Genomic DNA, 26564 nt, shown 5'->3' with positions numbered 1-26564 from the left:
GTGGGGATCAGGCCAGACCCCGCGAGCCCGGCCTGGATCCCCACGACAGGCGCCAGGGGACGATGATGTGCGGATGACCGCCAGCTCACGCGCCCATTCATTCAACGCGGCCGCTGACCAGTACGCCGCCGGCCGGCCTTCCTATCCGCCCGCGCTCTTCGCTCTCATCGAACAGTTCATGAGCCGTCCCCTGGCGGGTGCCCGCGTCGCCGATGTCGGCGCGGGCACCGGAATCGCCACTGCTCTGCTGCGTGAGCGAGGGGCCGACGTGATCGGTGTTGAGCCGGGCGACGCCATGGCCGCCCGGTTCCACACCATGCTCCCGGACGTGCCGATCGTCAGAGGCGACGGCAACGCCCTCCCCCTCGCGGACGCTTCCCACGACCTCCTCACCTACGCGCAGTCCTGGCAGTGGACCGACACCGCCCGCTCCGTCCCGGAGGTGCTGCGGGTCCTGCTTCCTGGCGGTGCGCTGGCGATCTGGTGGAACACCACCGCCTTCGACGTGCCCTGGATCCGTGCGCAGCACGAGCGGATCGCGCACCACTGCGGAGTGGGAGTGCAGCAGTCGTCTCGGGCGCGTCCCGACGACAGCGACGCCATCCGGCTCGCGGGCCTGTCGGGCCTCCGGGTCGCCCGCAGGCAGCTGCGGTGGAGCCGTACGGTCCCCCTCGACACACACCTTGCCAATATCGGCAGCCGCTCGGCGTTCCTGGTCCTGGCCGAGGACGACAAGCGGGCCTTTCTCTCCGAGGAGCGCGGGCGACTGCGTGAGATGTTCCCCGACGAGGTGGTGGAAGAGACCTATGTGGTCGACCTGTTGATGGCCGCTCGCCCGTGATCGAGCCGCTGTCTCCTCGTCGAGTATCACGCCTCCGCGCCGCTCCCTTTCGTCGCTTCCGACGCCCTCGCGCGCCAACTGCCTGACCGAGGGGCGCGGCGTCGCCGCAAGAGGTCGCTAGGCGCTCAACCCCGCCGCGGCGGCGGCCGCTGTCGCCCTTGCGGGGTCCCAGCCCCGGTGCGGCACGGCAGCCAGCAGCGCCCGGGTGTACGGAGCCGCGGGCTCGGCGAGTACCTGCTCCGTGGGCCCCTGCTCCACCACGCGGCCGCGCCGCATCACCAGCGTCTCGTCGGTGAGATGCCGGACCACGGCCAGATCGTGGCTGACGAACACCAGCGCCACTCCTGTGTCGCGGCGGATCCCGGCCAGCAGTTGCAGGACCTGTGCCTGGATGGAGACGTCCAGCGCGGCCACCGCCTCGTCCAGGACGAGCACTTTGGGATCGACGGCGAGCGCACGGGCGATGGCGAGGCGCTGCCGCTGGCCGCCGGAGAGTCCGTGCGGCCGGGCGCCGGCCTCCCGTGTCCCCAGCCCCACCTGGTCGAGCAGTTGCGTCGCCCGCTGTTCGGCGTCCCGCGGTGCTGTGCCGTGCAGCCGCAGCGCGGTGTGCAGACACTGGCGTGCGGTGAGGCGGGGATCGAGTGAGACATAGGGGTCCTGGAAGACCATCTGGATGTCCCGGGCCCTGGCCAGCCGCGCTGCCCGGCCCCGTGGTGTACGGGGTGCGCGGGCGTGGCCGTCGACGGTCACCGTGCCGGCGTCGGGCCGCACGAGTCCGACGAGCATCCGGGCCACGGTCGTCTTGCCGGACCCGGACTCCCCGACGATCCCGATCGAGCCGCCGCGTGGCAGCGCGAAGGAGATCCCGTCGGCGGCCTGGTGCCGGCCACCGCCCGGCAGGGGATACGTCTTGGTCAGACCCTCGGCCGCCAGAACGGGCGGGGCGTCGTGCGGGGGCCGGTACGCCGGGTCGTGGAGCGGGTGTGCGCCGGTCATGGCTGCCTCTTCTCGGGCGAGGGTGAGGGCGGGGTCGGGGAGGCGGTCGGTGCCGGGGCGTCCGGCAGTTTGCGGCAGGAGGCGGAGCCGCCGCCGGGGAGGGGGGCCGGGGCCGGAGTCCAGGTCGCGCAGTCGTCGTCGGCGTGTGCGCAGCGCGCGTGGAAGGGACAGCCGGGGAAGGTGTCGGCGAGGGACGGCGGGCGGCCCGGGATGGGGCGCAGCACGCGCGGCGCCTCGGCCAGGTCCGGCGAACAGGCCAGCAGTCCACGGGTGTAGGGGTGCCGTGGCGCGCTGAACAGGGCGGCGGCCGGCTGTTCCTCGACGACCCGGCCCGCGTACATGACGTACACCCGCTCGCAGTAGGCGGCGGCCAGTTGAAGGTCATGGGTGATGAAGAGCAGGCCCATGCCGTGCTCGTCGCGCAGGGTGCGCAGCAGGGCGAGGATCTCGGCCTGGGTGGTGACGTCCAGCGCGCTGGTGGCCTCGTCGGCGAGCAGCAGCCGGGGGGCGGCGGCCAGCGCGCCGGCGATGACGACGCGTTGCAGCATGCCGCCGGAGAGCTCGTGCGGACGCTGCCGGATACGGCGCTCCGGGTCGGGCAGGCCCACGGTGCCCAGGAGTTCGAGGGCGCGGGCGCGTACGGCGGGGCGGTCGAGGCCGCTGCGGGCGAGCCGTTCGGCGAGGAAGTCGCCGATCCTGCGGACCGGGTTGAGAGCCGAGCGCGGGTCCTGGTGGACCATGGCGACGGCACCGGCACGGTGTGCACGCAGCGCCGCCCCGCTCAGGGACAGCACGTCGGTGCCGGACACCTGGACGGTGCCTTCGGCGCGGGCGCCCTCGGGCAGCAGTCGCAGTGCGGCCTTGGCGGTGGTGGACTTGCCCGATCCGGACTCCCCGACCAGGCCGACGATTTCGCCGGGGCCGACGCGCAGCGAGACCTCGGCGAGGACGGGGCGGGCGGTGCCGGGCAGGTGGAGGGTCAGCCGGTCGATGTCCAGCAGCGGGGCGGCGTCCGGCGGGGGCATGGACGGGGCGGCGGCGGGGTGCGTGGTCGGGTTCGGCATGGTGGCTATCCCTTGGCGGCGAGTCGGTCGGCGGCCCGGACACCGGCGACATTGAAGGCCACCACGACGGCGGCCACGGCACAGCCCGGCACCATGGCCGGCAGCAGCGCCCCCTGGACGATCGCGGCCTGGCCCTCCTGCACCATCAGCCCCCAGTCGGAGCTGGGCGGCTGGGTTCCGAAGCCCAGATAGCTGAGCGTGGCCAGGCTCATCAGGGCCTCCCCGAAGAGGACGACGAGGTAGCCGACGAGGGACCGGCCGAGGTTGGGGACGAGGTGGCGGACACAGATCCGGGCACCGCCCATGCCCTGGACGCGGTAGGCGTCGATATAGGGCTTGGCGCGTTCGGCGAGGGCGATGCTGCGGGTGTACTTGGCGATGGTGGGGGCGAAGGCCAGCCCCAGGGCGAGCACCGAGGTGGTGATGCCGGAGCCGAAGACCGCGATGATCAGCACGACGAACAGCAGCCCGGGAAAGGCGTACATGACGTCGGTGACCCGGCTGAGCAGGGTGTCGACCCAGCCGCCGCGCCAGGCGGCGACGGTGCCCAGGGTGACGCCCAGCGCGGCGGCCAGCGCGAGCAGCAGCAGCGGTGCGATCAGGCTGGTCCTGGCCCCGTACAGGACCCGGCTGAGCAGGTCCTGGCCGGAGGCGTCGGTGCCCAGCAGATGCTCCCGGCCGGTGCCGGTGAGCGAGGACGACAGGTCGATGGCGTCCGGCGCGTACGGGGCGAGCAGCGGCGCACCGAGCGCGGCGAGCACCACCAGCGCGAGGAAACCGGCGGCGGCCGTGGGACCGACCGGACGCTTGCTCCGCGGGCGGGGGGCGGCGGCAACTGCGGGGCCGGGCCCGGCCGCCGGGCTGAGGGAGGTCATACGGTGCTCCTTGCGGCCTTGATCCGCGGGTCGAGCAGCGGGTGCACGAGGTCGACGACGGTGGTGGCGAGGATGTAGCCGGTGACCATCAGCAGCAGGACGGCCTGGGCGACCGGGAAGTCATGGGTGTTGATGGCCCCGACGAGCAGCGAGCCGATGCCGCTGATCCCGAAGGCGGTCTCGATGACGACGGTGCCGGCCAGCATTCCGGCGGTGACCAGACCGCACATCGTGACGATCGGCCCGAGGGCGTTGCGCAGCACATGCCGCAGCACGATCTCGCGTTCGGGGACGCCACAGGCACGGGCGACCTCCACATGGTCGGCGGCCGCGGCGTCCAGCATGGCCTGCCGGGTGACCCGGCTGATGATCGCCAGCGCGCCCAGTGCCATCGACAGGGCGGGCAGGGTGAGGTGATGGACCGTTCCCGCGAAGCCCGTTCCGCCGCCGGTCACCGGGAACCAGCCGAGCTGCACCCCGAAGAGCGAGATCAGCGCGATGGCGGCGACGAAGGAGGGGACGGAGCCGGCGAGGGTGGTCGCGCCGACGACGGCGGAGTCCACCCAGCCGCGGCGGACCGCCGCCAGCACCCCCGCGCCGACGCCCAGCAGGACGAACAGCACCGTCGCGTAAGCAACGAGTTCGAGGGTGGTGGGCAGCCGGGCGGCCAGCAGATCGGCCACCTGGTCGCCGTATCGGAAGGACCGCCCCAGGTCGGTGTGCACGCAGTCCCACAGCCACCGGCCGTACTGGACGACCAGCGGTTCGTCGAGGTGGTACTGCGCGCGGACGGTGGCGAGTTTCTCGGGGGTGAGCTTGTCGCGGCCGCCGGCGAGGAAGACCGCCGGGTCCCCGGGGGCGGCGTAGACGGACGCGAAGATGACGAAGGAGGCGGCGAACAGCGTCGCGATCAGGCCGGCGATGCGCCGTACGAGTCTGCGGACCACGGTGGTTCAGTCCTTCCCTGGGGGCTGGCGGGAGGGGGCGGACCCGGGTTCGGTACCCAGCTCGGCGGCCCATGGGTAATAGAGGTGGGCCTGTGAGGCGGGCGGCCCGGTCAGCCCGTCCTTGAGGACGAGCACGGCGGGCACCTGCGCGACGGGGATCCACACCGCCGCGTCGGCGAACTCCTTCTGCACCTGTACGGCGAGCCGGGCGCGCGCTCCGTCGTCCAGGGTGCGCATCGCCCGGTGCACCGTGCTGTCGTACGAACGGCTCTTGAAGCCGACCCAGTTGTTGGGGCTGTCCGAGAGGGCGTTGTCGTAGAAGCCCATCGGGTCGCTCTTGGAGATGTACCAGTCGCCGACCAGCACATCGATCTCCGAGCGGGCCTGCGGGGAGCTGTAGAACTCCTCGAACTGGGCGGTCGGCACGGTCTTGATCACTCCGGCGAGCCCGATGCGCTGGAGCGCGGCGCGCACCGCGTTGGCGATGACGGTGCGCCCCTGGCTCGCGTCCGTGCCGATGACGATCGGTTCGGCGGGCGCCCTGGCCTCCTTCACCAGCTTCCTGGCCCGCGCGAGGTCGGCGGCGTCCGGCCGCTCGGGGGCGGCGGCGTTCAGCTTCCGCTGCGCCGCGGCGAATGCGGGTTTCGCATAGCCCCAGGCACCGGAGCCGACGGGGGTGGCCCAGGGCTGGACGAGGCCGCCGTAGCCGGAGGCGGCGATGCCGGCGCGGTCCAGAGCGAGGGACAGCGCGCGGCGGATCGCGGGGTCCTTGAGGCCGCCGCGCTCGGTGGGGATGAGGGCGAGGGAGGCGGTGCTGGGGCCGTAGTGCTCGCTGAGCCCCTTGCGGCCGGCCAGCGCGGCGGCGGTGTTGGGGGATTCGGCGTAGCCGCCGTCGGCGGCGCCGGTGGTCAGGGCGTTGACGAAGGCGCTGTCGGAGGCCCAGCGGAAGACGACCTGCCGAGTCAGGGGCTTGCTGCCCCAGTAGCCGTCGTAGCGGCGGATGGTGAGCGAGTCACCCGACTTCCAGCTCTTGAGCTCATACGGGCCCGAGCAGGCGTCGCCGCGCCCCGGGGTACCGAACTCCTTGCCGGCCGCCTGCACCTCGCTGCGGTGGTAGACCAGCCCCGCATCGCCCGCGAGCGCCTTGGTGAAGAGGGCGTCGGGCTGCTTGAACGTCACGGTGATCTCGTGCGGACCCGTCTTGGCCATCTTCTTGACGTTGCCGAACTCGTCGGCCTGCTCCATGTCCGGGTCGGCGTGCCGTTTCAGGCTCCACAGCACGTCGTCGGCGGTCATCTTCGCGCCGTCGTGGAAGGTGACGTCGTCGCGCAGGTTCAGCACCAGGGTGGTGGGGTCGGGGCGGGTGACCTTGCGGGCGAGGAAGGGGCGGACGGACATATCGGGCTGAAGCTGGTAGAGCCGCTCGCAGACGTTGGTGAGGACCGTCCGGCCGGCGCTGGTGCCCTGGGTGTCCAGATCGAGGGAGTCCGGTTCGTCCTCCAGCAGCCAGTTGACGCTGCCGAGCCGTCCGGTGGCCTGGGTGGTCGTGGGGGTGAGCTTGAGGTCGGCGGCGTTCAGGGGCTTGCCGCCGCCGAGGGCGTGGGTGGCGCCGCTGCACCCCGCCGCGCCCAGGGCGAGGGCGGCGACGGCCGCGGCCAGCAGGGGAGTGGCCGGCCGCCGGGGTATGCGCTTCATCGGTGGGCCCCCGGTCCGTCGTAGAGGTTCCACGGCGCCCGCTGGTACTCGTGCTCGCAGGGGGTGCCGGCGGTGGCGTGGTATTCGCCGCTGGTCAGATCCACGCACGAGGAGACCAGCGTCGTCCAGTGCCGAAGTGCCTGCTTCCGGGAATCGGGGTGGGTGCACAGCGACTCGGGGTGGCCGAGGTGGTCCGACATCGCCTGCCGGATGATCTTGCGCGACTCGTCGGGTCCGGTGGACGTACGCAGTGCCCGCAGCCCGGCCTCGGCGCGCGGGACCCGCAGGAGGGAGTCGGACGACATCGGGCGGTACTCGGCGGCGAGCGCGGCCGGCACGCCGGCCTGGTAGTGGTTGCCGTGCACCAGGAGCCCGTCGGTCGGATACATCCAGCCGTGTCCGGCCGGAGTGGTCTCCAGGTCGACGGCGAATCCCTCGCGACAGGTCAGCAGTGCGTTGCTGGCGATGTGCGCGCGGGTGCGGCACAGCACTTCGAGGGCGTCGGTGATGCTGACCTGGTCCAGGACACTGCGCCGTACGACGGTCTGCGGCAGTCCGATCGCGTCGTCGAACCGCCCGCCGAGCCCGTTGGCGTTGAGCGCGATACCGGCCGAGCTGGCGCCCTGGCGGCCGATCTGCCCGGCTTCGACCTGCATGATCAGGGTCGGTTTGGGCGGCTGGACGATCCGGATCAGCACGACGGTGTCGGCGACGCCGGCCCGCCAGTCCCAGTTCTGCCCGGCGTAGACATGGCCGTCGCCGCTGGCCTCCCCGTAGGCGGCGTAGGAGGTGCAGCCCTCGGCGGGCTCCTCGTCGTCCGCCAGGGCCGCCTCGCTGATCTTGGCGAAGGACTTGTCGTACATGACCTCGCCGCGGGCGTTGAGGGCGAGGATGTCGAGCAGGTCGACGGACGCGCCGTCGGCGATGCCCTGCATCTCCTCGACCAGGTGAGGTGCGTAGTCGCGGACCGGCGCCAGCCAGCGGGCGGCACGGGCGGTGACCTGCTGCCAGGTCAGCCCGCTGGAGGCGCCGAAGGCGGCTTCGTAGTACGCGGTCGCGGCGTGGATGCGGTCGCGCACCGCCTCGCCGTACTGGCGGCCTCGCTCGGCCGGCGAACCGGCGATCTCGATGACCGGAAGGGTGCGCTGTGCCATGTCTCTCCCTGCGCAGGACCCGGTGCCGGGACGCATGGTGCTGTAACGTCGATTTCAGCAAGTGGGTCTCTTGGAACATGTTGTCCAGGAGAGTAATGCCGGTCTCATGAAAGTCAAGGGTTGTAATGGGGATTCCAGAAGAGTCCGTGGGTGAGGGCACCGGCCTGACGCGGCTGCGAGCCGCCGTCCGCGACGCCTGGGACGAGCTCTCCACCTCCGAGCGCGCAGTGGCCCAGTACCTCGTGGGGGCCGAGCCCGAGCAGTTGCTCTTCGCCAGCGCGCAGGAGCTGGGGACCGCCAGCGGCACCAGCAACGCCACCGTCGTACGCGCCCTCCAGCGCATCGGCTACGCGGGCCTGCCCGCCCTCAAGCGCGATCTGACCACCGACTTCACCACTGCCGTCGCCCCCGAGGTCCGGCTGCGACAGCGCATCGCCCATGTCGGCAAGGACCTCGCGGGCATCTGGGACGACGTCTTCGACGAAGCGGCGGAACGGATCGGGCACGCCCGGCGGCTGACCGACGCCGAGTCCTTCCAGCGCGCGGTCGCCGCGCTCGCCCCGGCCGGGGAGGTGTTCTGCTACGGCGTCGCAGCCTCCGAGATCGCCGCCCGGCACCTCGCCCTGATGCTCGCCCGGACCGGCCGCCGGGCCCGCTTCCTGGGCGCGACGGGCTTCGCGTTCGCCGATGCGCTGCTGCCACTGGGACGCGGCGACGCGGCGGTGGTCTTCCAGCCGGGGCGCCCGCTGACGGAGTTCACCGTGCTGGTCGAGCGCGCCCGCGCGGTCGGCGCCAAGGTCGTCTTCGTCACCGATGAACTCGGCCACGCCTTCGAAGGCCGCGTCGAAGCCGTACTGACCGCGCCGCACACCCCCACCGGCATCACCGCCGAGTCACTGACCGGCCTGGTCATCGCCGACGCCCTGCTGCTCGCCCTGACCACGCTGGACGAGACCCGCGCGGTGGAGACCTCCCATCAACTGACCGCACTGCGCGAACAGTTGCTGCCGCCCGGGGTGAGGACGCGGGTGCGGAGGGACCCGTCGTCCTAGGGAGGCAGCAGGCGACGTCGCCCTACAGTGACCCGGTGGATGACCAAAAGGATCAGAGTTCGCCGCAGGGCTCCGTGGCTGCCGCCGCAGGGCCCGTCCCGACCAACGTCATAGGCCTGTCCCCGGTGTTCACCGACCCACTGTGGCGGATACCCGTCCGCCTGAACCCCGTGGAAGTCGACCTGCTGCGCACCGCACCGCTACGGCGCCTGCACTTCGTCGCGCACGGCGGGGCCTCGGCGCTCAGCACCTTGCAGTCCTACTCCAGACTCGAGCACACCCTCGGTGTACTCGCGCTGGTCGCGCACTTCCGTCCGGAAGACGAACTTCTCCGGGTCGCGGCATTGTTGCACGACATCGGCCACCTGCCGTTGAGTCACACCCTCGAAGGCATCTCCGGCCTCGACCACCACGCCCTCGGCTTGCAGTTGCTGCGGACCGACCCCCTCCGTCCTGCGCTGGAGAAGCATGGGATCAGCGCCGAGGCCGTCACCGCCGCCCTCGGCGTGCAGCCGCCCTCGCCACTGACCAACCGCTCCGGCTTGCTGAATCTCGACCATCTCGATTCCTATGTGCGCAGTGGGCGTGCCGCCGGGCGTCTCGATACCGATCCGGCCGTCATGCTGCGCCGGCTCGACCTCAAGGAGGCCGCGGTGTCAGCCGACCGCGCGACCGCCGCCTCCCTTGTCGGCTTGGTCTGCGCGGAAGCACGGCTGCACACCTCGTGGGACAACGTGGGTCCGGTCTCGGCGGTCCGGCGTCTGGCCTGCCGACTGCTCGACCACACGACCCTCGACCCGGACCGGCTCGCCCGGATGACTGATCCGCAGCTGTGGTCGGCGTTCGACTCCTGCGCCGCCACGCGAGCGGAGAGCGCCATGATCCGCTACGAGCTGCATCGGTTGCGGGTCACGGCCGGACGCGCACCCGGGGACAGCTCTGGTGGGGACTTCTCACTGCGCAAGATCTACCGCTCCGCGCCGCTGGTGGAGGGGCAGCGGATCGAGGTATCCGCCCCCGAGCTGGCGGCTGAGCTGGACGCCCTGAGGTCGTTGCCCACCACGTTCCGCGTCCGGTGGAGCTGAGTGCCGACCTGAACAGTCCCTGCCGCGGTCGTCAGCCCGCGGTGGGAAGCGACTGGTAGCGGCTGCCCGCGAAGTGCCGCAGTGCGGTATCGAGACCGTCCAGGCGGGTGCCCGTCTCGTTCCTCGCGGAGGAGAGGATCGTGCACGTCAGCACACCCGTCCCGGCGTGGAGCGGGGCGGGGACCCGGGTGCGCGTTCCTTCTTCGAGGGCTGCCGTCACGGCGATGCTGTGCCTGTTCCGCTCTCCGGTGAGCGTGACGGAGGAGATGTCCTGCCAGGGCACCGCGAGCGTGTGCGGGCCGTGCCGTACGAAGAGCCCCTCTGCTCCGACCCGCAGTGCCCTGGGCCTGAGGAGCGGCAACGAGACCTTCAGCCCGTAGAGCAGATGCAGCAGCATGACGAGGAACACCAACGCGAACGCGGCCGGGGCCCCTTCGGTCAGCACTCCGACGAAGAGCAGGAAGCCGGCGACCGTCAACGCCGACGCGGCCGGCCGTCGCATGCGGCGCCGGCACGCCGCGAGGCCCCATTTCTCCACGGTGAAGGTGGGGAGGGTGGCCGGCGGTTCGGCAACCGGCCGGCGCCCGCGCGGTGCCGGCCTGGGCGGCTCGGTCGTGGCCGGTGGGCTCGCTTGCTGCGGCCCGGTGGGCGCCAGGGCCTCCGCGTCGGAAACCGAGGTGGCGGTCTTCGCCACGGCCCTCGGCGCGATGCGCGGGTCGGGGATCGTCGCGCGCGGCATTCCCGCGAGACGTGCGAGGAGCGCATCGGCGGTGGGCCGGGCCTCCGGAGACTTGTGCAGACAGTCCTGCACCAGCCCCCGCAGCCCGTCCGGTACCGCGCTGAGATCGGCTGCCTCGTACACCACCCGGAACAGCAGCGCGTGGGAGGACCCGTCACCGAAGGCTCCGGCGCCGGTGGCCGCGTAGACGAGCAGGGAGCCGAGCGAGAAGACATCCGAGGGCGGGCCCACCGGCTGCCCCAGCGCCTGCTCCGGCGACATGAAGCCAGGTGTGCCGAGGACGGTCCCGGCCTTGGTCAGATCGGTACCGCCGGTGGTCTCCAGGGCCTTGGAGATGCCGAAGTCGATGACCCTCGGACCGTCGTCGACGAGCAGGACATTGGAGGGCTTGAGGTCGCGGTGGACGAGGCCGCCTCGGTGGAACGAGCCGATGGCCTCGGCCAGTCCGGTACCGAGCCTGCACACCTCGGCCTCGTCCAACGGGCCCTGCTGGATGACGTGTTCGGCGAGCGAGGGGCCGTCGACGTACTGGCTGGCGATCCATGGCATGGTGGCGTCCGGGTCCGCGTCGACGACCGGCGCGGTCCAGAATCCGCCCGCCCGCATCGCGAGCTTGGCCTCGCGCCGGAACCTGTCGCGGAACCCGGGCGTGGCCGCCAGATCCTCCCGTACGAGCTTCACGGCAACCCGCCGCCCCGTCACGGATTCTCCGACGAACACCCGGCCCATCCCACCCGAGCCCAGACGCCCTATCAGCTGGTACGGTCCGGCGGCCCGTGGGTCCGCAGCGTCCAACGGCTCCATCAAGCTCCCCATCCAGCTCACTCAGATTTCCGAGGTCTCACCCTAGGGGGTGTCCGGCCGATGACCACGGCGGGGTTCGCAGAGCCGGAGAACGAGCGAGCGCGGCGCGGCCCGTCCCCCTCGTAGCGGTACGCCTGCCCCGCGGGACGACTCCGACTCGTGGCTTGGCCGCTTGTTCTACGGTTGCGGGTCTCGTACGGTCTGCCGCCGGGTGGCGTCGATGGCGCCGAGCAGGGACAGCGCTTCGGCATCGGGGCTGCCGGGTTCGGCGTGGTAGATGACGAGTTGCTGGCCGGGTGCGTCGCGGACGTCAAAGGCCTGGTAGGTGAGGGTGAGCGGACCGACCTCGGGGTGGTTGAGCCGTTTGGCCTCCTGGGTCTTGCCGCGCACGTTGTGGGCCTGCCACAGAGCCGCGAACGCGCTGCTCTGCTCGCTCAATGTGCCGACGAGCGCGTCGAGCCGCGGATTGTCGGGCTCAAAACCGGCCGCCTGACGAAGGTTGGCCACGGTGACCTGTGCGGTCCAGTCCCAGCGGGTGTAGAAGTCGCGGCCGGCCGGGTCGAGGAAGGTCATACGGGCGAGATTGTCCGCCGGGTCGAAGGGCGCGAACAGAGCGTCGGCCAGGGCGTTGGTGGCCAGGATGTCCAGGGTGCGGCTCAGGACGAAGGCCGGGGTGTGGGGGTAGCCGTCCATGAGCTGGCGCAGTGCCGGGCTGACCGCGTCCCGCTGCGGCACAGGGCCGCCGATCGGTGTGGTGCCGGCCAGCCGGTAGAGGTGGGCGCCGGCGTCGGTGTCGAGGTGGAGGGCGCGGCTGAGGGCGTCGAGGACCTGGGGCGAGGGATGCCGTTCCCGGCCTTGTTCGAGGCGGGTGTAGTAGTCGACGTTCACTCCGGCCAGAACCGCCACTTCCTCACGACGTAGACCGGCGACTCTCCGCACGCCGTAGCTCGCCATACCGATGTCTTCGGGCCGCAGGCCGGAGCGCCGGGCGCGCAGGAAATCTCCCAGGACGTTGTCGGACATGCCCCCAGGCTAAGCAACCGAGCGGTGTGTTGCCTGGGTGTGTGGCACCCAGGCAACGAACGTCCCTGGTCAGCGGCTTGTGTGGGGTTGAGACTCGGGGGTGATGGGGTCTACGGGGGTGGCGGGGCGACAGGGCGCCGTGGTCGCGGGCGGCCGCTTCGTTGCCGCCCCCCCCGGCATCGACCGCCGCGACACCGCCCGCCCCCGTTCGAGCGCCGGGTCGGCACTGTGCCCCCGGCGAACCCTGACCGAGAGAGAGGACGACACCGCAATGACCGGGCCTGCCGGTCTCCGCCCCGACGCACGGACTCAGGCGGCGGCGGGTGTGTAGTGGGCGGCGTCGTCGCCTTCGACGGCGTGGCTGAGCCTGCCGTCGATACCGGCCGGGACATCGCCGGCCACGGTCACCCGGTGCAGCAGGCGCGGCAGGTCGCCGTAGTCGTCGGGGGCGTAGTGCTGGGTGATGCGGTTGTCGAACAGGACGAGGTCGCCGGGAGTCCAGGACACCCGCACGACGTTCTCGGGGCGGGTGACGTAGGACTGGAACAGGCGCAGCAGGTCACGCGAATCGGACGGCCCGAGGCCGACGATGCTCTGGGCGAAGCCGCCGATGAACAGCCCCCGTTCCCCGGACTCGGGGTGAACGCGTACCAGGGGGTGTTCGGTGCGGTACTTCCGCGAGACGAACTGCTTGCGGTGCTCGGCGGCTTTCTCGCTCCTCGGGGCGGCATAGTCGTAGTCGTTGGTGTGGACCGCCCGCAGCTTGTCGGCCAGCTCGCGCAGCGGCTCGGGCAGATCGCGGTAGGCAGCGGCCGTGTTGGCGATGAGGGTGTTGCCGCCGTAGGGCGGGACCACGATGCTGCGCAGCGTGGACGCCTTCGGGGGAGTGCGGACGAAGGTGACATCGGTGTGCCACCGGTTGGCCCGGATGCCCTCGTCTCCGTCGACGGGCAGGATGTTGGGCTGCCCGTCGACGGAGGGGACGGTGGGGTGCGCGGTGGTGAGCTCGCCGAAGAGGGAGGCGAAGCGGAGCTGACCGGCATCGTCGAGCTGCTGGTTACGGAAGACCAGCACCTTGTGTTCCAGGAGCGCGGAGTTGATCTCGGTGACGAGGGCGGGGTCGAGGTCGGAGGTGAGCTCCACGCCGATGATCTCGGCGCCGATGCGTCCCCCGATCCTGCGGATGTCGAAGCTGGTGCTGCTGCCGGTGGCGGTCATGCGCGGTTTCTCCGTTCAGGAGGTGATGGGTAGTGAGATTTCTGTTGGGTGAGGTGAGGTGAGGTGAGGTGGGGAGAGTTGAGTTGCGGCGTCGGATCCCTTTCTGAGGCCACGAGGGCTCCTCGGAGCGGGAGCGGGGCGGCCTGCCAGGCCGGGGCGCCGGGTCAGCCGGGGGCGGGGACGCGCCAGGAGCTGAGCCGCCGTTCCACGGTCACCAGGAACTGGTTGAAGGCCACGCCGATGGCGGAGATCGTGAGAATGCCCGCGTACATCTGCGGGATCGCGAAGTTGTACTGCGAGGCGTTGATCAGATAGCCCAGACCGGCCTTGGCGCCGATCATCTCGGCGGCCACCAGCACCAGGACCGACGCCGCTCCGGCCAGCCGGATGCCGGTGAACATGACCGGTACCGAGGACGGCAGGATGACCTTCTGGAACAGGTGCGGCGCGGACAGATCCATCGACCTGGCCAGGCGGAGCAGCGTGGGGGCCGGCAGCAGGGCGAGCGCGGCCGTGTTGCGGAACACCTCGAGCAGCGGACCGAGCAGGTCGGCGACCGGCCGGTACCAGCCGATCAGCAGACCGAGCGGAACGGCGACTACCACGGCCAGAGCGAATCCGCTGAACGACCGCGCCAGGCTGGCACCCGCGTTGTCGGCCAGCCGGCCGTCGGCCGCCAGCTCCCACCAGGCACCGGCGACCTCGCTGAACGGAGGCAGGAACGTCCGGTCGACCAGACCGAGTCGAGGGGCGGCCTCCCACAGGAGCAGCAGGGCGACCACCGCCGCGGACTTGGTGGCCCCCTTCAGCAGCAGGTACGGCAGCCGGCGGGCCGCCCGGCGGAGGCGCGCCGTCGAGCCGGATCCTCGGCGTGCGCCAGGTGGTGGTGCGGGGGGCGGCATGGAGGAGGGAGGGGCGGGGACTGAACGGGAGGGGATTGGACGGGAGGGGATTGGACCGGAGGGGGCTGCGCCGAAGGGGACTGGAGGGAAGGATGCAGGGCGGAAGGGGCCGGGGTAGCTGCGGTGGTTTCGGCGACGCTCGCCGCGCCGGGCGTCAGGGTCTTCCCGGTCCGCCGTACCGTTTGGGGTGCTGGTGCTGGTGCTGGTGCTGGTGCTGGTGCTGGTGCTGGTGTCGGTGTCGGTGGGCGTGCTTGTGCCGGTTGCGGGGCTCATACGGAAACCGCCTCCTTCTCCAACTGCTGGGCCCTGGCCACCTCGTCGTGCAGCAGCGACCAGATCTCGTGCCGGTAGCGTGCGAACTCGGTACTGGAGCGGAGGTCGTCCGTCGCCGTGCGGGAGTCGAAGGCGATCGGCACGACCTGCTTGATCCGGCCGGGCCGGGAGGTCATGACGACGACCCGCTGCCCCAGATAGACGGCCTCCTCGATCCCGTGCGTGATGAAGACGACCGTCTTTCCGGTGCGCTGCCAGATCCGCAGCAGTTCGCCCTGCAACGACTCCCTGGTCTGGGCGTCCAGCGCGGCGAACTGGAGAGCTTTTCCTGAGCTGCTGGAAGAGAGGGGCTGACGCGATAAGGGCCCTTGCCGGAATTGGTGTGCCCGGGTTTTCAGCAGGGCAGGACAAACACCCAAGGGGGAATAGGGCCTCGCCGGGAATGGCCGGCGACCAATCCGCTCTTCACGGAAACGGGTGAGAAACCCACGGTGCCCACGGTGCCGACAGCTGCGCCGAACGGGCCGTCCGACGACGCGGACAGACGGGATCATCAGGCGTGACACGTCACCGGCCGCATCAGCGGCCTGGCGTGCACGCGCACCGTGGAAGGAGTGGAGTCAGGAGACGGCACCGGCCGGCAGGAATACTGGACGGTCCTCAGCTGGCAGCGGCACAGATGGCGCTGGCCTGGCGTCGCAGATCGACGTGCAGGCGGGCGGCGAATTTCTCGGACTGGCTCACACTCGAGAGGTTGGCAGCGAATATCAGCCACGTCAACGATTCTTCCGGATGCGTCTCACATTCCGAATGCACTGTCATGCGCGTGAAGCACGTCGTTCACAACCGCGCGAAGACGCCGCGCCTCGCGAGGGCCGGGCGCACCTGGAAGCGCTGACATTTCCATAACCCCGGAAAGAAACCGACAACGCAAACGTCACTCATCGGCGGCGCGTCGAGACCGTGGAGTGGTCAGGGGTCAGGGGTCAGTGGCCAGTGGTCATTGCTCTCATCGGTCATTGGTTCATGGGACGTTGATCGTTGACCGATGTCCGCACGCTCATGCCGAGGGGCGGCCCGCGCCTGCGAGCCGCCCCCCTTTCCGGAGCCTTCAGTCCGTGGTGATGGCCCGAGCGGCCTCGACCAGGGCCTTCCTTCCATCCTGCCCAGTCATCACGAGCCGTGACAGCCAGGGCCCCTTACGGTCGTACGCATGGGTGACGTCCGCCGCGCTCGTCTCCTGCTGCGTACCGTCGCCGAAGTACCAGTGGTAGCGGTACCCGGGGGCGGGCGGCTTTCCGTCCACCGTCACCGACATGCGCACCTCACTGCCGACGTGCGCGCTCTCCGCGATGTTCAGCTGCGCCCGGGGCCCCTGCCGGGGGAGGTGGAACCACTCGCGCACACTCGGGTTGAGGAGAAAGGCGTCGGCGTACTGCCGGGCGCCCTCGATGTCGGGATGAGCGACGGCCGCGGTCAGACACTGCGCCGGAGTCGCGCTGAGCTCGGGGCAGGCCCGTGTGCGCAGCGGGAACGCCGGGTCGGTCACCGGAGTGCCCCAGACCTTGGAGTCCCGGGTGAGCAGGGCATTGTCCACGGTGAACAGCCCGTCGGCCGCAACCGCATACGGACCGTCCTTGGACGACTCGTTGGCGGCGGCCGCCGCCTGATGGTAGGCCGCATTGGCCAGTTGGGTGTACTGCTCATAGCGCTCGGCCACGCTGCCGAGGGCGCCCTTGCAGGAGGTCAGCCGCGTACCGGCGATGCCCGGGGTCGAGCAGGTCTTCACGGGGATCGGAGAACTGCTGCGGCTCAACGCGTAGTAGAAGTCGGCCACGATCACCTTCGGCCGTCCCGGCAGGGAGTGGGCCTTCTCGATCGCCGCCTGCATCCCGCGTCCGCCGTATCCGACCTTCGCGCCGCTGAAGTAGGGCACGTCCTTGGCCGGGTTCTCCGCTGCCGCGCCGATGCCGGAGCACTCGCGCTTCACCGCCTCGGGCAGGTTTCCCGAGCCGGGGGTGATGCCGACGCCGATGCCGAAGAAGGGGTCGAGGTCGTTGATGCACCCGTTGATCACGACCAGATCGAGGCCGTAACCGCCCGCCCGCGCCTGCGCGCCCGCCTTTTCCAGTTGGCAGAAGACGTCCGGCATCTGCTGGGTGACCTCGCCGAACTCCATCTCCCCGTCGCCGTCCGGGTCCTGCTTCTCGGTCGTGCGCAGACAGGCCGCGTCATCGTTGCCCGCGGGCAGCTCGGGCGCGTCGAGCACCGCGCCGGAAATCGAGTAGTCCATCTGCTGATGGCCCCGGCCGGTCTCGCGGCCGAGCAACTGACCCGTCAGATAAGGGAACTTCTGATCGTGGTCCAGACCCTGCCCCCAGACTACGGAGTCACCGACGGACGCCACCCGCACCGGATCGCACCCCCGGCGTACCGTGTCCCGCCAGACCTTGCCGTAGCGCCCGGGGCCATGGCCGGACGAGGCGGCGATGCGGGCGTCGACCTGTAGGGCGGTCTCGGCCGCGGGCACCCGGTCGAAGGGGATGCTGAACTCCGCCGTGCCGACATGGGCGGCCATGGCGAGGCGCCCGCCGGCCAGCTGCTGCTCACCGGCCCGCACGCGCCACTCCACGGTGGCTCCGGCCTTCGCCGCGGCGGGGTCATACACCTGCACCCGGCCGTGCACGGCTCCGCTGCACACCGGATTCGGCGTCAGGTCCACGTCGAGGACGAGGGGGAACGCCGATCCCGGCAAGACGCCGGCCTGCGCCGCGGCGGGGTGTCCGCCGAGGAGCTGGCCGAGGAGTACGGCGACTGCGCCGACCGCCGCGACACGCCTCGCCGCCCACGCGCGGCGGGCCACTCCCGGCCCCTTCGGAATGGAACCCGCGCCGGTGCCCGCCCGCCTCGGCGCAACCCACCGCGACCACGCTAATTTCACGCCAACACCCCTGTTTTCGCCGTCATTTAAGTCACTCAAGCCTCTGCGGAACCAACTGAGTCCCGCGTCGCTAGGGATGATCGCAGCCGGGCGGCCTGCGTGGACCGCGAGCGGAGCCCCACACTGCGTGAAACTGATCACTTACCTGTAGTTACGTTCCGCAGTGCAAGGCAGTGGGCCGCAGATCGAGTAGCAGGTATCGAGCAGCCGACGGCCGGAGCGGGGAAGTCCCACTCACCGAAATCGATGCGGCGGTGTGCAGGTGTGCAGGTGCGCCGGTGTGCAGGTGTGCAGGTGCGCCGGTGTGCCGGTGATGAAGACTGTCGGCATGGAGTTCTTCTGCTACCACCGCGACCGGCCCGGTTCCCTGGAGCTGCGTAATGAGCTGCTGGAAGAGCACTGGTCCTACATGGACCGGTACGCAGCGGAGATGATCGCCCGCGGCCCGACCCTCACCAGCGACGGCGACACGCCCACCGGCAGCGTCCACATCGTCGACCTGCCGGGTCCCACCGCCGCCCGCACGTTCGCCTTCGGCGAGCCCGGCTACCAGGCAGGCGTGTACCGCGACGTCATGCTGCGCCGGTGGCACAACACGCTGGGCCGCACCATGTGGGAATTCCCCGCTGGCGACACCGGTGACAACCGGTACCTGGTGCTCGGCTTCGGCCTCGGCACAGAGCAGGCCGCCGACCTCGAGATGCCGCCCGAGCAGGACGAGTTGATCGCGTACGGGCCGCTGCTGTCCGACGACGGCGCCACCTGGCTGGGCACGGCGGCGCTGGTACGGGCGCCGGACCCGGACACGGCACGCGCCGTTCTCCCCTCCGACCGGTACGCCGACATCGAGGTCCACAGATGGCAGTTCGGCGGGCGGTCATGAGCGGAGGCGTCGCCGGCCTTGCACGACACTGTGTCAGCCGTCAGTCCGGGCGCTGAACTGTCGCCGCCCAGGCCCTGAGCCGCCGCCCAGGCCCTGAGCCGCCGCCCAGGCCCTGAGCCGCCGCCCAGGGCCTGGGCACTCCTCGATGCGATCGGCCACGCCGCGCGCTGACCGCCGCGCACTGACGTCGGCTACCGCGCCACACCATTCAGCAGGAGCAGGTATGACTCTCTATGAGGGTGAGGGAGACGGGGCCTGGTCGAGTGGGGGCGCCGGCGCATGAGTCATCATCCCGCCACTGGCCGGCCCGCTTCTGCGGGCTCGGGAACTCCTGCGGCGAGTACAGCGGATGCGTGCTCCCGTGCCTCCCGGTGCTTCCTTTCAATGCGCTGTCCCCACCCGGCTCCCACAAGGATCAGGGCGGCACCCACCGCGCCAAGGATCCCCAGACGGTCCCCGCCGAGGACGACACCGACCAGGAGCGCCCAAATGGGCTCGGTACCCAGCAGCAGACTGACCCGGGACGGCGAGGTTTTGCGCACTGCCCACATCTGGACGAAGAATGCGAAGACCGTGCCGATCAGCGCCAGGTACAGCAGGACGATCCAGAGACCGGGGTCGAGCCGGGAGGCCACAGTCCATGCGGGTACCCCTACCAGCGGACTGACTGCGCAGAACAACACTGCTGCTGTTGTCATCTGCACGTAGGTGAGGCTGAGCGAGTCGTACTGCTTCTGGGCCGACCTGCGGTGCATCACCGTGACGTGAACGGCACGTGCCGCCGCCGCAGCCAATACCAGCCAGTCTCCCGCAGTCGGGGGGCGCAGCCCGGTCCCGGACGCCAGGAGGCCGACGCCGACGACTGCCGCGGTAGCGGCGATGAAGAACTGCGGCGGGAGCCAGGACCTGCTGACGGCGCTGTCCAGGATGGGGGTCATGACAATGGTGAGACTGATGATGAGCCCAGCGTTTGTCGCACTGGTGTGAGCGATGCCGAACGTCTCGAAGAGGAGGACCACCGCCAGGATGGCGCCGAGGAGCATCCCGGTGGCGACTTCATCACGCTTGGCCGCTCGTAGTCTGCGGAGACAGACAGGCAGAAGTGCCACCGCCGTCACCGCGAACCGGAGGGCCAGAATGGCCATGACGGTGCTGGGCGTGACGAGTTCCTTCGCGGCGAGATAGGTGGAGCCCCAGACGGCAGCCACCGCCAGCAGAAGAAGGTCCACCAGCCGGACGCGTGCTTGGTTTGCGAGCATGGTTGCGCTCTTTCATGAATGGCGCCGGAGCTCCTGGGCCGCGAACCAGCAGAACGCAAACTGCCTAGCCGCAGGGAGCTTGGGCGTGATGCGGAGGTGCGGTCGGGGTCCGGTCGCCGTTTCCGACCGGACCCCGACCGCACCGGGCCGGCTTCTCAGACGAGCTGATAGGGAGCGTTCTCGACATGGATCGAGAACTTTTCCCAGGCCTCGCGATCGCGGAGATAGCGCGGCTCGTCAGCGGTGATCGAGCGGGTCTCGGCCCCGCCCGGCGTCAGCTTCCAGCGCACGTATCCGGTCACCCGCACCGCACAGGTGTCGATAAAGGACTGAAGCGCCTGGTGCAGCTCGCCGAACCAGCGGCCTTCCAGCGATTCACGTACCCACAGCTGTTCCAGATGCATCTTCTCGCGCATCGTCTCGGCTTCGAGGACGGCGGTTTCCAGATGCCGGTAGGTGCGCAGCAGCAGCCAGGCGGCCGGCATCTCCCTGATCTCCAGGACCTTCTCGCCGTTGTCGAGATGCTCCAGACCGCTGTAGCGGCCGATCCCGTACGCCCCGACGCGGGTATTGAGCTCGGCGATGAGTTCGGGCAGGGGCATATCGACCCCGTTGACACTCACCGGCACGCCCTCACGGAAGTGCACGTCGAGGGTCTCACCGGACAACTCCGGCTGCCTGGCACTCCACTGATACATGTGCTCGGGCACCGCATGGTCTTCGGGATCGTCGAGAATGCCGGATTCGAACTCACGGCACCACAGGTTCGAGTCACCGGAGACGATGCGCTCGCTCATCTGGTCCAGGCCCACGGCCTTGAGTTCCTGGATCTTCTGGTCACGGTCCACCGGGTCAAGGTCGTACGGGCTGCCGTACGGACCGGAGAAACCCAGCAGAGCGAGGGCTCCGTTGAGCCGCCGCAGCGTATTCTGCGAACGGTTCGCGGTGTGCAAAATGGCTGTGGCCCCGAGTTCCTCGGCCAGCCCCACGGCAAGACGTGCGATAAGGGGGCGGCTCAGTGTGGAACTGACCGGGTGAGTGTCGAGGTAGACCGCCTGGGCCGCGATCGCAGGCCGGACGAACTCCTCCACGAACGCCTGGCGTCCGTCAATGATGTGCAGGCGGGCGCCGAGTTCATCCGCGATGCGCTGCTTGTGTTCGCTGCTCTCGTCTTCGCCGAGGTCGACACTCACCGCGTGAATGTCACGGAACCCCGCCTGCTTCAACCGGAGCAGCAGGTAGGTGCTGTCCAGCCCACCGCTGAACAAGGTGACGACAGGCCGGCTCGGATCCAGGACCGCGGGTGTGAGCTGCCGGAAGGAACGGATGATCTGATCTCGTATCACGGTAGTTCCCTGGTCAGCTCTCGGTACGGGTGAACATGGCGATCAGCACGTCCCGATGGCCTCGGCCGTCGGCGGCAGAGGGGCTGAGCGGAGTCACGCTGTGCAGGAGCCGCTCGTCGTCCGCGAACAGGAACTCGCCCGGATCGGACAGCTCAACTTCCTTGAGGCACTCTTGAGTCTGCGCCTCGTAGACCGCGCTGACTCCACCGTCGATGGAATTCCGCTCGATCAGCAACGTCAGCACGAAGTCGACGCCGTCGCGGTGCATCCCCTCGGGCGTGGGCTGTCCGTCTTCATCGCTCCGGGCCAGAATCCGGTTCTGGAAAGTCTGAATCTTCCAGGTGGCTTCTCCCACGGTTTCCGACAGCGAGTCGGCGCACCATTGGAAGACGGACCGCAGGACGGGACTGTCTGCGACATGCGGTTCGAAGGGCTCGAAGTGCCGCTCGATCCCCCCGTTCAGATAGTTGACCTCCATCGTCTGGGAGTAGGGCACGTGAGCGAGTAAGCTCATGTTGCCGGCCGCGGTGTCGTAAGAGAACTCCGAGTAGCGGCGCTCACGATAGGTACCGCCATCGGCCATATAGCCGTCCTGGCTCAGATTGTTCCAACTGTCCGTGAACTGCTTCCATTCGGCGCTCTGGATAAACTGAGCACCCAGCACCGTGCTGAGCTTTCCGTGGATGTATCCCTGACTGTTCAGGTGCGTCACGGGAGTGGGAGTGACAACGTCGTTCATGGTTCATCCTCTCCTGCGGTGTACATGCGCTAGGCGTGCACTCGTGGGGTGTTCACGGGCGGCTGGACGCGGAATCGGATCCAGCAAGACCGCGAACGGGATAGCTAGAAACAGATAGAAGTAGCCGTGCTGCTCGTAGCCACGGACGAGCTGACCGCTCGGTGGTGTGAACGTATCGCCAACCGATCGCTTGTGGATCTTGAATGGGGAACGTGTTTCAGGCCGCGCGCGGGCCAGATGCGGCGGTTTCGCGGCAGACGGGCGCAATAAACCCCTCCCAGGGCCTGGTTGGAAGGACGATTTCCGACCTTCTGTGACTCCCGCAGGAGAATCGGCACGGCGAGTGCCTCAAACGGAACACTTGTTGCGGATTGAAAGGAAACATCCCTTAAGTGCCCTGCCGAGTGAAGATGATCACAGGCGCGGCAGCGAGGGGATCTCGCCACCTGGCCGAGAGTGACTCCCGGCGCCGCCGTAGCCACCCCGGCGTGCTCGAAGACGGCCGTCCTCAAGGATGAACAAGTGCCCCACCCCGAAGCCCGACAGCAGCAGGCGCCGATCAGCCGCCTGTAACGAAGCCCCGCAGCTGTGACTGTAGGAGCGCCCGTCTGACGCGGAGGCCGGGACAGGGCACCGACATCAGTAGACGATGGACACGATCTGGCAGGCCGCTTCGGCCAGTTGCCAGTCGCCGTCGATGTGGGTGCGGGCGAGTGCGGTTGCCGGTGTCATGCCGCGGGTGCACAGCCGCCACGCGGAATCCGCGTCCATCTGGACGCGGGCAGCGGGCTGTCCGGCACTCGGCTCGGCCAGCGACCAGCAGTCCCCGGCAGCGGTGACGGTCCAGGCGCCACCGGCCGGGCCGTCGACGCTCACCTGGATCTGCGTGCCGGCGGGCGCAGCCGTGTGCCGCAGGGTGTGGGGGAGGGCCCGCATGAAGGTGTCCAGGACCACGGAGAGGAGCTGTGGGTCCAGGTCGGTTTCCTGGCCGACGGCGTGGCGGATCTGCTGACGGTGGGTCCAGAACTCGGTCAGGTCGCGGGCGCAGTCCAGCCACATCGGCGCCGGGTCGATGCCGGCCCACGACACCCCGAGCGAGGGAGCGCCGGGGTCAGCGGTCTCGAAGAACCGGGCGACCTGCCCACCGACCAGTTCCAAGGTGTCCGTGAGGGCGGCGGGGCTCACCCGCGCCAAGGCGTCGACCCACTCCTGATTGATGCGGTGGATGAACGCCTCCAGGGTTTCACCCGGCGCAAAGCGGGGCCCTTCCTGGTGGCCGTCGCGGTCGCGGGCAAGGCGCCCGTAGAAGTCACCGAGGAGGTGCGCGGCGAGATCGCGCACGGTCCAGCCCGGCACCGCCTCCTTGCTCCAGTCGGCCGGCTCCAGGTTACGCAGCACGGCCATGAGCGCCGCTTGCTCGACAACGAACAAGGGGCGGGCGTCGATCGGGGCACCGAGCCAGGAATGGCCCGGCTCATGGGCGAGTCGGGGGCTCATGCCCCAAGAATGCCAAGCGCCTGCCTGATCGGCCACGGAGTATCCCCTTCAGGCCGTACGCGGCGACAGCAATCACCCGAAGAGCGCCGGTCCCGGACTTCACGATGCGTCAGGAAACTTCCTCCGGGGCCTGCCTGTTGGGTCACTCGGTCCAGAGGAAGGCTGCCCGCCCCACCGGCCGCCGCGACACGGCGACCGGTCAGGGAGCAACAACTTACTTCACGCCTACCTGGCATGACGTCCGTCAACGGCAGGTCATCCGCGCAACCATCAGACGCTCGTCAACGACACGATCCAGGCACCCCCTCGCACGTGTCACGAGGCGCGCGGCAGCGCGAGCCAGTCCTGCCAGCTGATGTCGCGGCCCAGATAACGGGGCTGCTGGAAGGGCCAGTCGGCGGCGATCCACTGCGGTACCAGCGCGTCGAGCGCACGCTCCACCTCGCCGCCGGCCAGGTCGTCCACCACCCACCAGGAGACCTCTCCGTCGGAGCCGGTGCGCTCGGGCGGGTCGATATAGACGCAGCCGAGGATCGCGGTCTCCTCCTCGTTCAACAGCGCGTAGTTGAACGACTGGTGCGCGGCTATCTCCTTCTCGTGCCGCAGCAAGTCGATGCGGTCCTCTTCGTAGGTCATCGTTTCCTTGGGCCAAGCCCAGGCCGGGCCGAAGATCTCCCACAAGCGTTCTCGGGAGCCCGTCACGGCCGGGTAGTCGAGCGCGGTGTCCGCCTCCCGAATCGGCCGCAGGTGGAGCGCGGTGTGCGGCACGGGCACGTGGACGGGGTGGACGAAGTCCTCAGGCAGCCAACTCATAAGGGCTGAGGCTACAACCGGTCGGCGCGGGACGTTCCCGGCAACGCGGGCGCCACGGCGGACGACCACCGGGCTTCGACAAGACCGCCCCATCTACCAAGCCGCGCCCCGTACATCGCAGCAACTTCCCATGGGCCAGGTGATCCAACAGACACCCACTAGGAACTCCTCACGAAATGATCGGCGAGATGGCTGGATCACTCCGGGACTGAAGACCCGGGTGTGGGGTGGCCAGGGCGAAGCCGTGGGAAGTCGATGACGAGCTATGGGCAGTGCACGCTGCGCCGAGGAGCACGACCGCACCACTGCCCCCGAGCCGGAGGGTGCACCGGAAGGTCCGTACCGGCTCGCCCCGAACTGTGCGATCGCAGCCGGTGGAAGGTAAATGCGTCGACAGTGCCCCTCGGCACCCGGCAGAGTGGCCGCCCGTGACGAGCAGTGAGCTGTGGGCCCGTGCGACCGCCGACCGCTACGACGCCGAGGAGACCGAAACGTCCTCGGCTGCCGTTCTCGGACCGACTCTCGCCTTCCTGGCGGAGCTCGCCGGAGAGGGCCGGGCACTGGAGTTCGCCATCGGAACCGGACGAGTGGGCGTCCCGCTCCGGGAACGCGGCGTGCCGGTAGTGGGCATCGAACTGTCCGAACACATGGCAGCGGTGCTGCGGCGCAAGATCGACGAGGGCGCGCTTCCAGTATCCATCGGGGACATGGCGACCACCGTCGTCCCCGGCGAGTTCACCCTGGTCTATCTCGTCTACAACACCATCACGAACTTGCTCACGCAGGACGAGCAGGTCGAGTGCTTCCGCAACGCCGCACGTCATCTGGAGCCCGGCGGCCGATTCGTCATCGAGCTGGGCGTGCCGCCGCTGCGGTTCCTGCCGCCCGGCCAGGTCGCGGTGCCGTTCGACGTCTCCGAGCAGCATCTGGGCTTCGACACCTTCGACCTGGTCGAGCAGATTCTCGTCTCGCACCACTTCACCCGCGACGGCGACGACGGCCGCTACCGTCGCGACAACTCCCGGCACCGGTATGCCTGGCCGGCAGAGCTCGACCTGATGGCACGGATCGCCGGACTCGAACTGGAACGTCGCGTCGCGGACTGGGACGGGGCGCCGTTCACCCAGGACTCCGCAAAGCACATCTCCGTGTGGCGCAAGCCAACCTGAGTCGGCCACCGGGCCGTGAACGTAAGCAGTGCCCGTCCTGCCCGTCCTGCCTGTCTTGCCAGTCCTGCCCGGTCAAGGGGGCTCGGTCCCGTCTTGGATCCGCCTTTTCGTGCCCGTAGGGGGGTGCCGTCGACGGCCGCCCGGGAGACTTCCGGGGCGTTCGCGCCGCGAAGCTTGGCCAGGAGGACCTCGTGCAGCCGGGGCCAGACTCCAGCTTCGGGCGCAGGGCGCCGCTGATCGCATCGAGGATCTGTGGGCCGGGGGCGCCGGGCTGTGCTCGTGGCCTTGTCGCGCGCGAAGGAGAGACTCCAAGAGCGTTGCTCGGGTCAGGACTTCAGGCTGGACCGGCCCCCGGCCGTGTGCCTGAGTGCGCCGCACCCAGGCACAGCCTGGCCTGGCTGGTTCTTTCGCCGCCGCCCAGACTCCGGAGAGCTGAGAGGCCCGTGACGGTGTGTTCCACCGGGGGCGGGTACTTCGTTCTCTTCAAGGAGGAAAGCCATGGCACAGATCACCAAGGCTGTAGCGATCACCGGTGCGAGCAGCGGAATCGGTGAAGCGACCGCACGCCGTCTGGCGGCGGACGGGCACCGGGTCTTTCTCGGCGCGCGCCGCACCGCCCGACTGGAGCGACTGGTCGAAGAGATCACGGAGGCGGGCGGCACCGCCGCCTTCGGAAAGCTGGATGTCACCGACACGGCAGACATGCACGCGTTCATCGACGCGGCAGTGTGCGAGTACGGCCGGATCGACGCGCTCGTGAACAACGCCGGTCTGATGCCCCTCTCCCCGCTGGGCGCGCTCAAGATCGACGAGTGGGACCGCATGATCGACGTGAACGTGCGGGGAGTCCTGCATGGCATCGCCGCCGCCCTGCCCGTGATGCGCGCACAGGGCGGCGGGCACTTCGTGAACATCGCCTCCGTCGGCGCGTACGAGGTCTCGCCCACCGCCGCCGTCTATTGCGCCACCAAATTCGCCGTCCGTGCGATCTCCGAAGGACTGCGCCAGGAGTCCGCCGGGGACATCCGGGTCACCCTCGTCTCTCCCGGCGTGACCGAGTCCGAACTCGCGGACAGCATCTCCGACCCCGCGGCCAGGGAGGCGATGAAGGCCTACCGCGCCGTGGCACTGCCCGCCGCGGCCATCGCGGAGGCCATCGCCTACGCCGTTTCACAGCCGCCGCAGGTCGACGTGAACGAAATCGTCGTCCGTCCCACCGCAAGCGCCCAGTGACCCACCCCGGAAGGAA

The 26564-nt window shown here is 69.8% G+C and carries 23 protein-coding genes and 2 pseudogenes; 6 read left to right on the top strand and 19 right to left on the bottom strand.

The features are described from left to right. The first annotated feature begins 73 nt into the window (after positions 1 to 73). Entirely contained in the window at positions 74 to 841 is a 768-nt protein-coding gene (locus M8I34_RS03100; protein WP_250047742.1) for a class I SAM-dependent methyltransferase, read from the top strand. Positions 842 to 958: 117 nt separating this feature from the next. On the opposite strand, the gene M8I34_RS03095 is transcribed toward M8I34_RS03100, so the two are convergent. The 6 genes from M8I34_RS03095 to M8I34_RS03070 are packed head-to-tail and all read right to left on the bottom strand — an operon-like array spanning position 959 to position 7572. Beyond that, complete coding sequence (locus M8I34_RS03095) at positions 959 to 1837, bottom strand: ABC transporter ATP-binding protein (RefSeq protein WP_250047741.1); 879 nt, start codon at positions 1835 to 1837, stop codon at positions 959 to 961. Then, entirely contained in the window at positions 1834 to 2862 is a 1029-nt protein-coding gene (locus M8I34_RS03090) for an ABC transporter ATP-binding protein (protein ID WP_250047780.1), read from the bottom strand. Before M8I34_RS03090 ends, M8I34_RS03095 begins: the two co-directional genes overlap by 4 nt. Positions 2863 to 2906: 44 nt before the next feature. Then, positions 2907 to 3776, bottom strand: coding sequence for an ABC transporter permease (locus M8I34_RS03085; RefSeq protein WP_250047740.1), 870 nt, complete (start codon positions 3774 to 3776; stop codon positions 2907 to 2909). Further along, complete coding sequence (locus tag M8I34_RS03080) at positions 3773 to 4723, bottom strand: ABC transporter permease (RefSeq protein ID WP_030081871.1); 951 nt, start codon at positions 4721 to 4723, stop codon at positions 3773 to 3775. Before M8I34_RS03080 ends, M8I34_RS03085 begins: the two co-directional genes overlap by 4 nt. A gap of 6 nt (positions 4724 to 4729) precedes the next feature. Continuing rightward, a complete protein-coding gene (locus M8I34_RS03075; RefSeq protein WP_250047739.1) occupies positions 4730 to 6418 on the bottom strand; it encodes an ABC transporter substrate-binding protein in 1689 nt (562 codons plus the stop codon). Further along, a complete protein-coding gene (locus M8I34_RS03070) occupies positions 6415 to 7572 on the bottom strand; it encodes a C45 family peptidase (protein ID WP_250047738.1) in 1158 nt (385 codons plus the stop codon). The genes M8I34_RS03075 and M8I34_RS03070 overlap by 4 nt, the downstream gene beginning before the upstream one ends. A 125-nt stretch (positions 7573 to 7697) precedes the next feature. Here M8I34_RS03070 and M8I34_RS03065 point away from each other — a divergent pair, with 125 nt between their 5' ends. After that, a complete protein-coding gene (locus tag M8I34_RS03065) occupies positions 7698 to 8624 on the top strand; it encodes a MurR/RpiR family transcriptional regulator (RefSeq protein WP_374210846.1) in 927 nt (308 codons plus the stop codon). 35 nt (positions 8625 to 8659) lie between these two features. Continuing rightward, entirely contained in the window at positions 8660 to 9709 is a 1050-nt protein-coding gene (locus M8I34_RS03060) for an HD domain-containing protein (protein WP_250047736.1), read from the top strand. A gap of 31 nt (positions 9710 to 9740) precedes the next feature. On the opposite strand, the gene M8I34_RS03055 is transcribed toward M8I34_RS03060, so the two are convergent. The 7 genes and pseudogenes from M8I34_RS03055 to M8I34_RS03030 all read right to left on the bottom strand — a co-directional run bounded on the left by M8I34_RS03055 (position 9741) and on the right by M8I34_RS03030 (position 17531). Further along, on the bottom strand, positions 9741 to 11252 hold the full coding sequence (locus tag M8I34_RS03055; protein ID WP_284049853.1) for a serine/threonine-protein kinase: 1512 nt from the start codon (positions 11250 to 11252) through the stop codon (positions 9741 to 9743). Between the two features lie 177 nt (positions 11253 to 11429). Beyond that, positions 11430 to 12275, bottom strand: coding sequence for a helix-turn-helix domain-containing protein (locus M8I34_RS03050; RefSeq protein ID WP_250047734.1), 846 nt, complete (start codon positions 12273 to 12275; stop codon positions 11430 to 11432). 309 nt (positions 12276 to 12584) lie between these two features. Next, positions 12585 to 13493 (bottom strand): TauD/TfdA family dioxygenase, encoded by a 909-nt coding sequence (locus M8I34_RS03045; RefSeq protein WP_250047733.1) that lies wholly within the window; start codon positions 13491 to 13493, stop codon positions 12585 to 12587. A 164-nt stretch (positions 13494 to 13657) separates the two neighbouring features. Beyond that, entirely contained in the window at positions 13658 to 14395 is a 738-nt protein-coding gene (locus M8I34_RS03040; protein ID WP_250047732.1) for an ABC transporter permease, read from the bottom strand. Between the two features lie 269 nt (positions 14396 to 14664). Then, positions 14665 to 14982, bottom strand: a pseudogene (locus tag M8I34_RS03035) (ABC transporter ATP-binding protein); the annotation flags it as partial. A 346-nt stretch (positions 14983 to 15328) separates the two neighbouring features. Next, positions 15329 to 15490 carry a putative leader peptide gene (locus tag M8I34_RS41820; protein WP_374210845.1) on the bottom strand — a complete coding sequence of 54 codons (162 nt, stop codon included), beginning with the start codon at positions 15488 to 15490 and terminating at the stop codon, positions 15329 to 15331. A gap of 289 nt (positions 15491 to 15779) precedes the next feature. Then, entirely contained in the window at positions 15780 to 17531 is a 1752-nt protein-coding gene (locus M8I34_RS03030) for a PKD domain-containing protein (protein WP_250047731.1), read from the bottom strand. Positions 17532 to 17937: 406 nt separating this feature from the next. Between M8I34_RS03030 and M8I34_RS03025 the strand changes: the two genes are divergently transcribed. Continuing rightward, complete coding sequence (locus M8I34_RS03025) at positions 17938 to 18492, top strand: YciI family protein (protein WP_250047779.1); 555 nt, start codon at positions 17938 to 17940, stop codon at positions 18490 to 18492. A gap of 287 nt (positions 18493 to 18779) precedes the next feature. Here the strand turns inward: M8I34_RS03025 and M8I34_RS03020 are convergent, their stop codons facing one another. From M8I34_RS03020 to M8I34_RS03000, 5 genes are all read right to left on the bottom strand, one after another. Further along, positions 18780 to 19751, bottom strand: coding sequence for a DMT family transporter (locus M8I34_RS03020; RefSeq protein ID WP_250047730.1), 972 nt, complete (start codon positions 19749 to 19751; stop codon positions 18780 to 18782). A gap of 155 nt (positions 19752 to 19906) precedes the next feature. Further along, positions 19907 to 21097 (bottom strand): argininosuccinate synthase-related protein, encoded by a 1191-nt coding sequence (locus M8I34_RS03015; protein ID WP_250047729.1) that lies wholly within the window; start codon positions 21095 to 21097, stop codon positions 19907 to 19909. Between the two features lie 13 nt (positions 21098 to 21110). Next, positions 21111 to 21836, bottom strand: a complete 726-nt coding sequence (locus tag M8I34_RS03010) for a 2OG-Fe dioxygenase family protein (RefSeq protein WP_250047728.1) — start codon at positions 21834 to 21836, stop codon at positions 21111 to 21113. Positions 21837 to 22475: 639 nt separating this feature from the next. Further along, the gene (locus M8I34_RS03005) at positions 22476 to 23333 is read right to left on the bottom strand and encodes a maleylpyruvate isomerase family mycothiol-dependent enzyme (RefSeq protein WP_250047727.1); all 858 of its coding nucleotides are present in this window, start codon (positions 23331 to 23333) and stop codon (positions 22476 to 22478) included. A gap of 315 nt (positions 23334 to 23648) precedes the next feature. Beyond that, positions 23649 to 24146, bottom strand: a complete 498-nt coding sequence (locus M8I34_RS03000) for an N-acetyltransferase (RefSeq protein ID WP_250047726.1) — start codon at positions 24144 to 24146, stop codon at positions 23649 to 23651. Between the two features lie 428 nt (positions 24147 to 24574). On the opposite strand from M8I34_RS03000, the gene M8I34_RS02995 reads away from it, so the two are divergent. Continuing rightward, positions 24575 to 25315, top strand: coding sequence for a class I SAM-dependent methyltransferase (locus M8I34_RS02995; RefSeq protein ID WP_250047725.1), 741 nt, complete (start codon positions 24575 to 24577; stop codon positions 25313 to 25315). 65 nt (positions 25316 to 25380) lie between these two features. Here the strand turns inward: M8I34_RS02995 and M8I34_RS02990 are convergent. Then, a pseudogene (locus M8I34_RS02990) lies at positions 25381 to 25530 on the bottom strand (IS5/IS1182 family transposase); the annotation flags it as partial. Positions 25531 to 25813: 283 nt separating this feature from the next. Here M8I34_RS02990 and M8I34_RS02985 point away from each other — a divergent pair. Then, positions 25814 to 26548 (top strand): SDR family oxidoreductase, encoded by a 735-nt coding sequence (locus M8I34_RS02985; RefSeq protein ID WP_250047724.1) that lies wholly within the window; start codon positions 25814 to 25816, stop codon positions 26546 to 26548. Positions 26549 to 26564 lie beyond the last annotated feature (16 nt).

It is taken from the genome of Streptomyces sp. MCA2 (assembly GCF_023544705.1).
GTDB lineage: Bacteria > Actinomycetota > Actinomycetes > Streptomycetales > Streptomycetaceae > Streptomyces > Streptomyces decoyicus.
This window is presented reverse-complemented; position numbering and strand designations above follow the sequence as displayed.

What these genes read in the sequence shown, in the direction of transcription:
- M8I34_RS03100 (WP_250047742.1), top strand. Translation starts at nt 74, where the DNA reads ATGACCGCCAGCTCACGCGCCCATTCATTCAACGCGGCCGCTGACCAG.
- M8I34_RS03095 (WP_250047741.1), bottom strand. Translation starts at nt 1,837, where the DNA reads ATGACCGGCGCACACCCGCTCCACGACCCGGCGTACCGGCCCCCGCAC.
- M8I34_RS03090 (WP_250047780.1), bottom strand. Translation starts at nt 2,862, where the DNA reads ATGCCCCCGCCGGACGCCGCCCCGCTGCTGGACATCGACCGGCTGACC.
- M8I34_RS03085 (WP_250047740.1), bottom strand. Translation starts at nt 3,776, where the DNA reads ATGACCTCCCTCAGCCCGGCGGCCGGGCCCGGCCCCGCAGTTGCCGCC.
- M8I34_RS03075 (WP_250047739.1), bottom strand. Translation starts at nt 6,418, where the DNA reads ATGAAGCGCATACCCCGGCGGCCGGCCACTCCCCTGCTGGCCGCGGCC.
- M8I34_RS03070 (WP_250047738.1), bottom strand. Translation starts at nt 7,572, where the DNA reads ATGGCACAGCGCACCCTTCCGGTCATCGAGATCGCCGGTTCGCCGGCC.
- M8I34_RS03065 (WP_374210846.1), top strand. Translation starts at nt 7,698, where the DNA reads ATGGGGATTCCAGAAGAGTCCGTGGGTGAGGGCACCGGCCTGACGCGG.
- M8I34_RS03055 (WP_284049853.1), bottom strand. Translation starts at nt 11,252, where the DNA reads ATGGAGCCGTTGGACGCTGCGGACCCACGGGCCGCCGGACCGTACCAG.
- M8I34_RS03050 (WP_250047734.1), bottom strand. Translation starts at nt 12,275, where the DNA reads ATGTCCGACAACGTCCTGGGAGATTTCCTGCGCGCCCGGCGCTCCGGC.
- M8I34_RS03045 (WP_250047733.1), bottom strand. Translation starts at nt 13,493, where the DNA reads ATGACCGCCACCGGCAGCAGCACCAGCTTCGACATCCGCAGGATCGGG.
- M8I34_RS03040 (WP_250047732.1), bottom strand. Translation starts at nt 14,395, where the DNA reads ATGCCGCCCCCCGCACCACCACCTGGCGCACGCCGAGGATCCGGCTCG.
- M8I34_RS41820 (WP_374210845.1), bottom strand. Translation starts at nt 15,490, where the DNA reads ATGACAGTGCATTCGGAATGTGAGACGCATCCGGAAGAATCGTTGACG.
- M8I34_RS03025 (WP_250047779.1), top strand. Translation starts at nt 17,938, where the DNA reads ATGGAGTTCTTCTGCTACCACCGCGACCGGCCCGGTTCCCTGGAGCTG.
- M8I34_RS03020 (WP_250047730.1), bottom strand. Translation starts at nt 19,751, where the DNA reads ATGCTCGCAAACCAAGCACGCGTCCGGCTGGTGGACCTTCTTCTGCTG.
- M8I34_RS03010 (WP_250047728.1), bottom strand. Translation starts at nt 21,836, where the DNA reads ATGAACGACGTTGTCACTCCCACTCCCGTGACGCACCTGAACAGTCAG.
- M8I34_RS03005 (WP_250047727.1), bottom strand. Translation starts at nt 23,333, where the DNA reads ATGAGCCCCCGACTCGCCCATGAGCCGGGCCATTCCTGGCTCGGTGCC.
- M8I34_RS03000 (WP_250047726.1), bottom strand. Translation starts at nt 24,146, where the DNA reads ATGAGTTGGCTGCCTGAGGACTTCGTCCACCCCGTCCACGTGCCCGTG.
- M8I34_RS02985 (WP_250047724.1), top strand. Translation starts at nt 25,814, where the DNA reads ATGGCACAGATCACCAAGGCTGTAGCGATCACCGGTGCGAGCAGCGGA.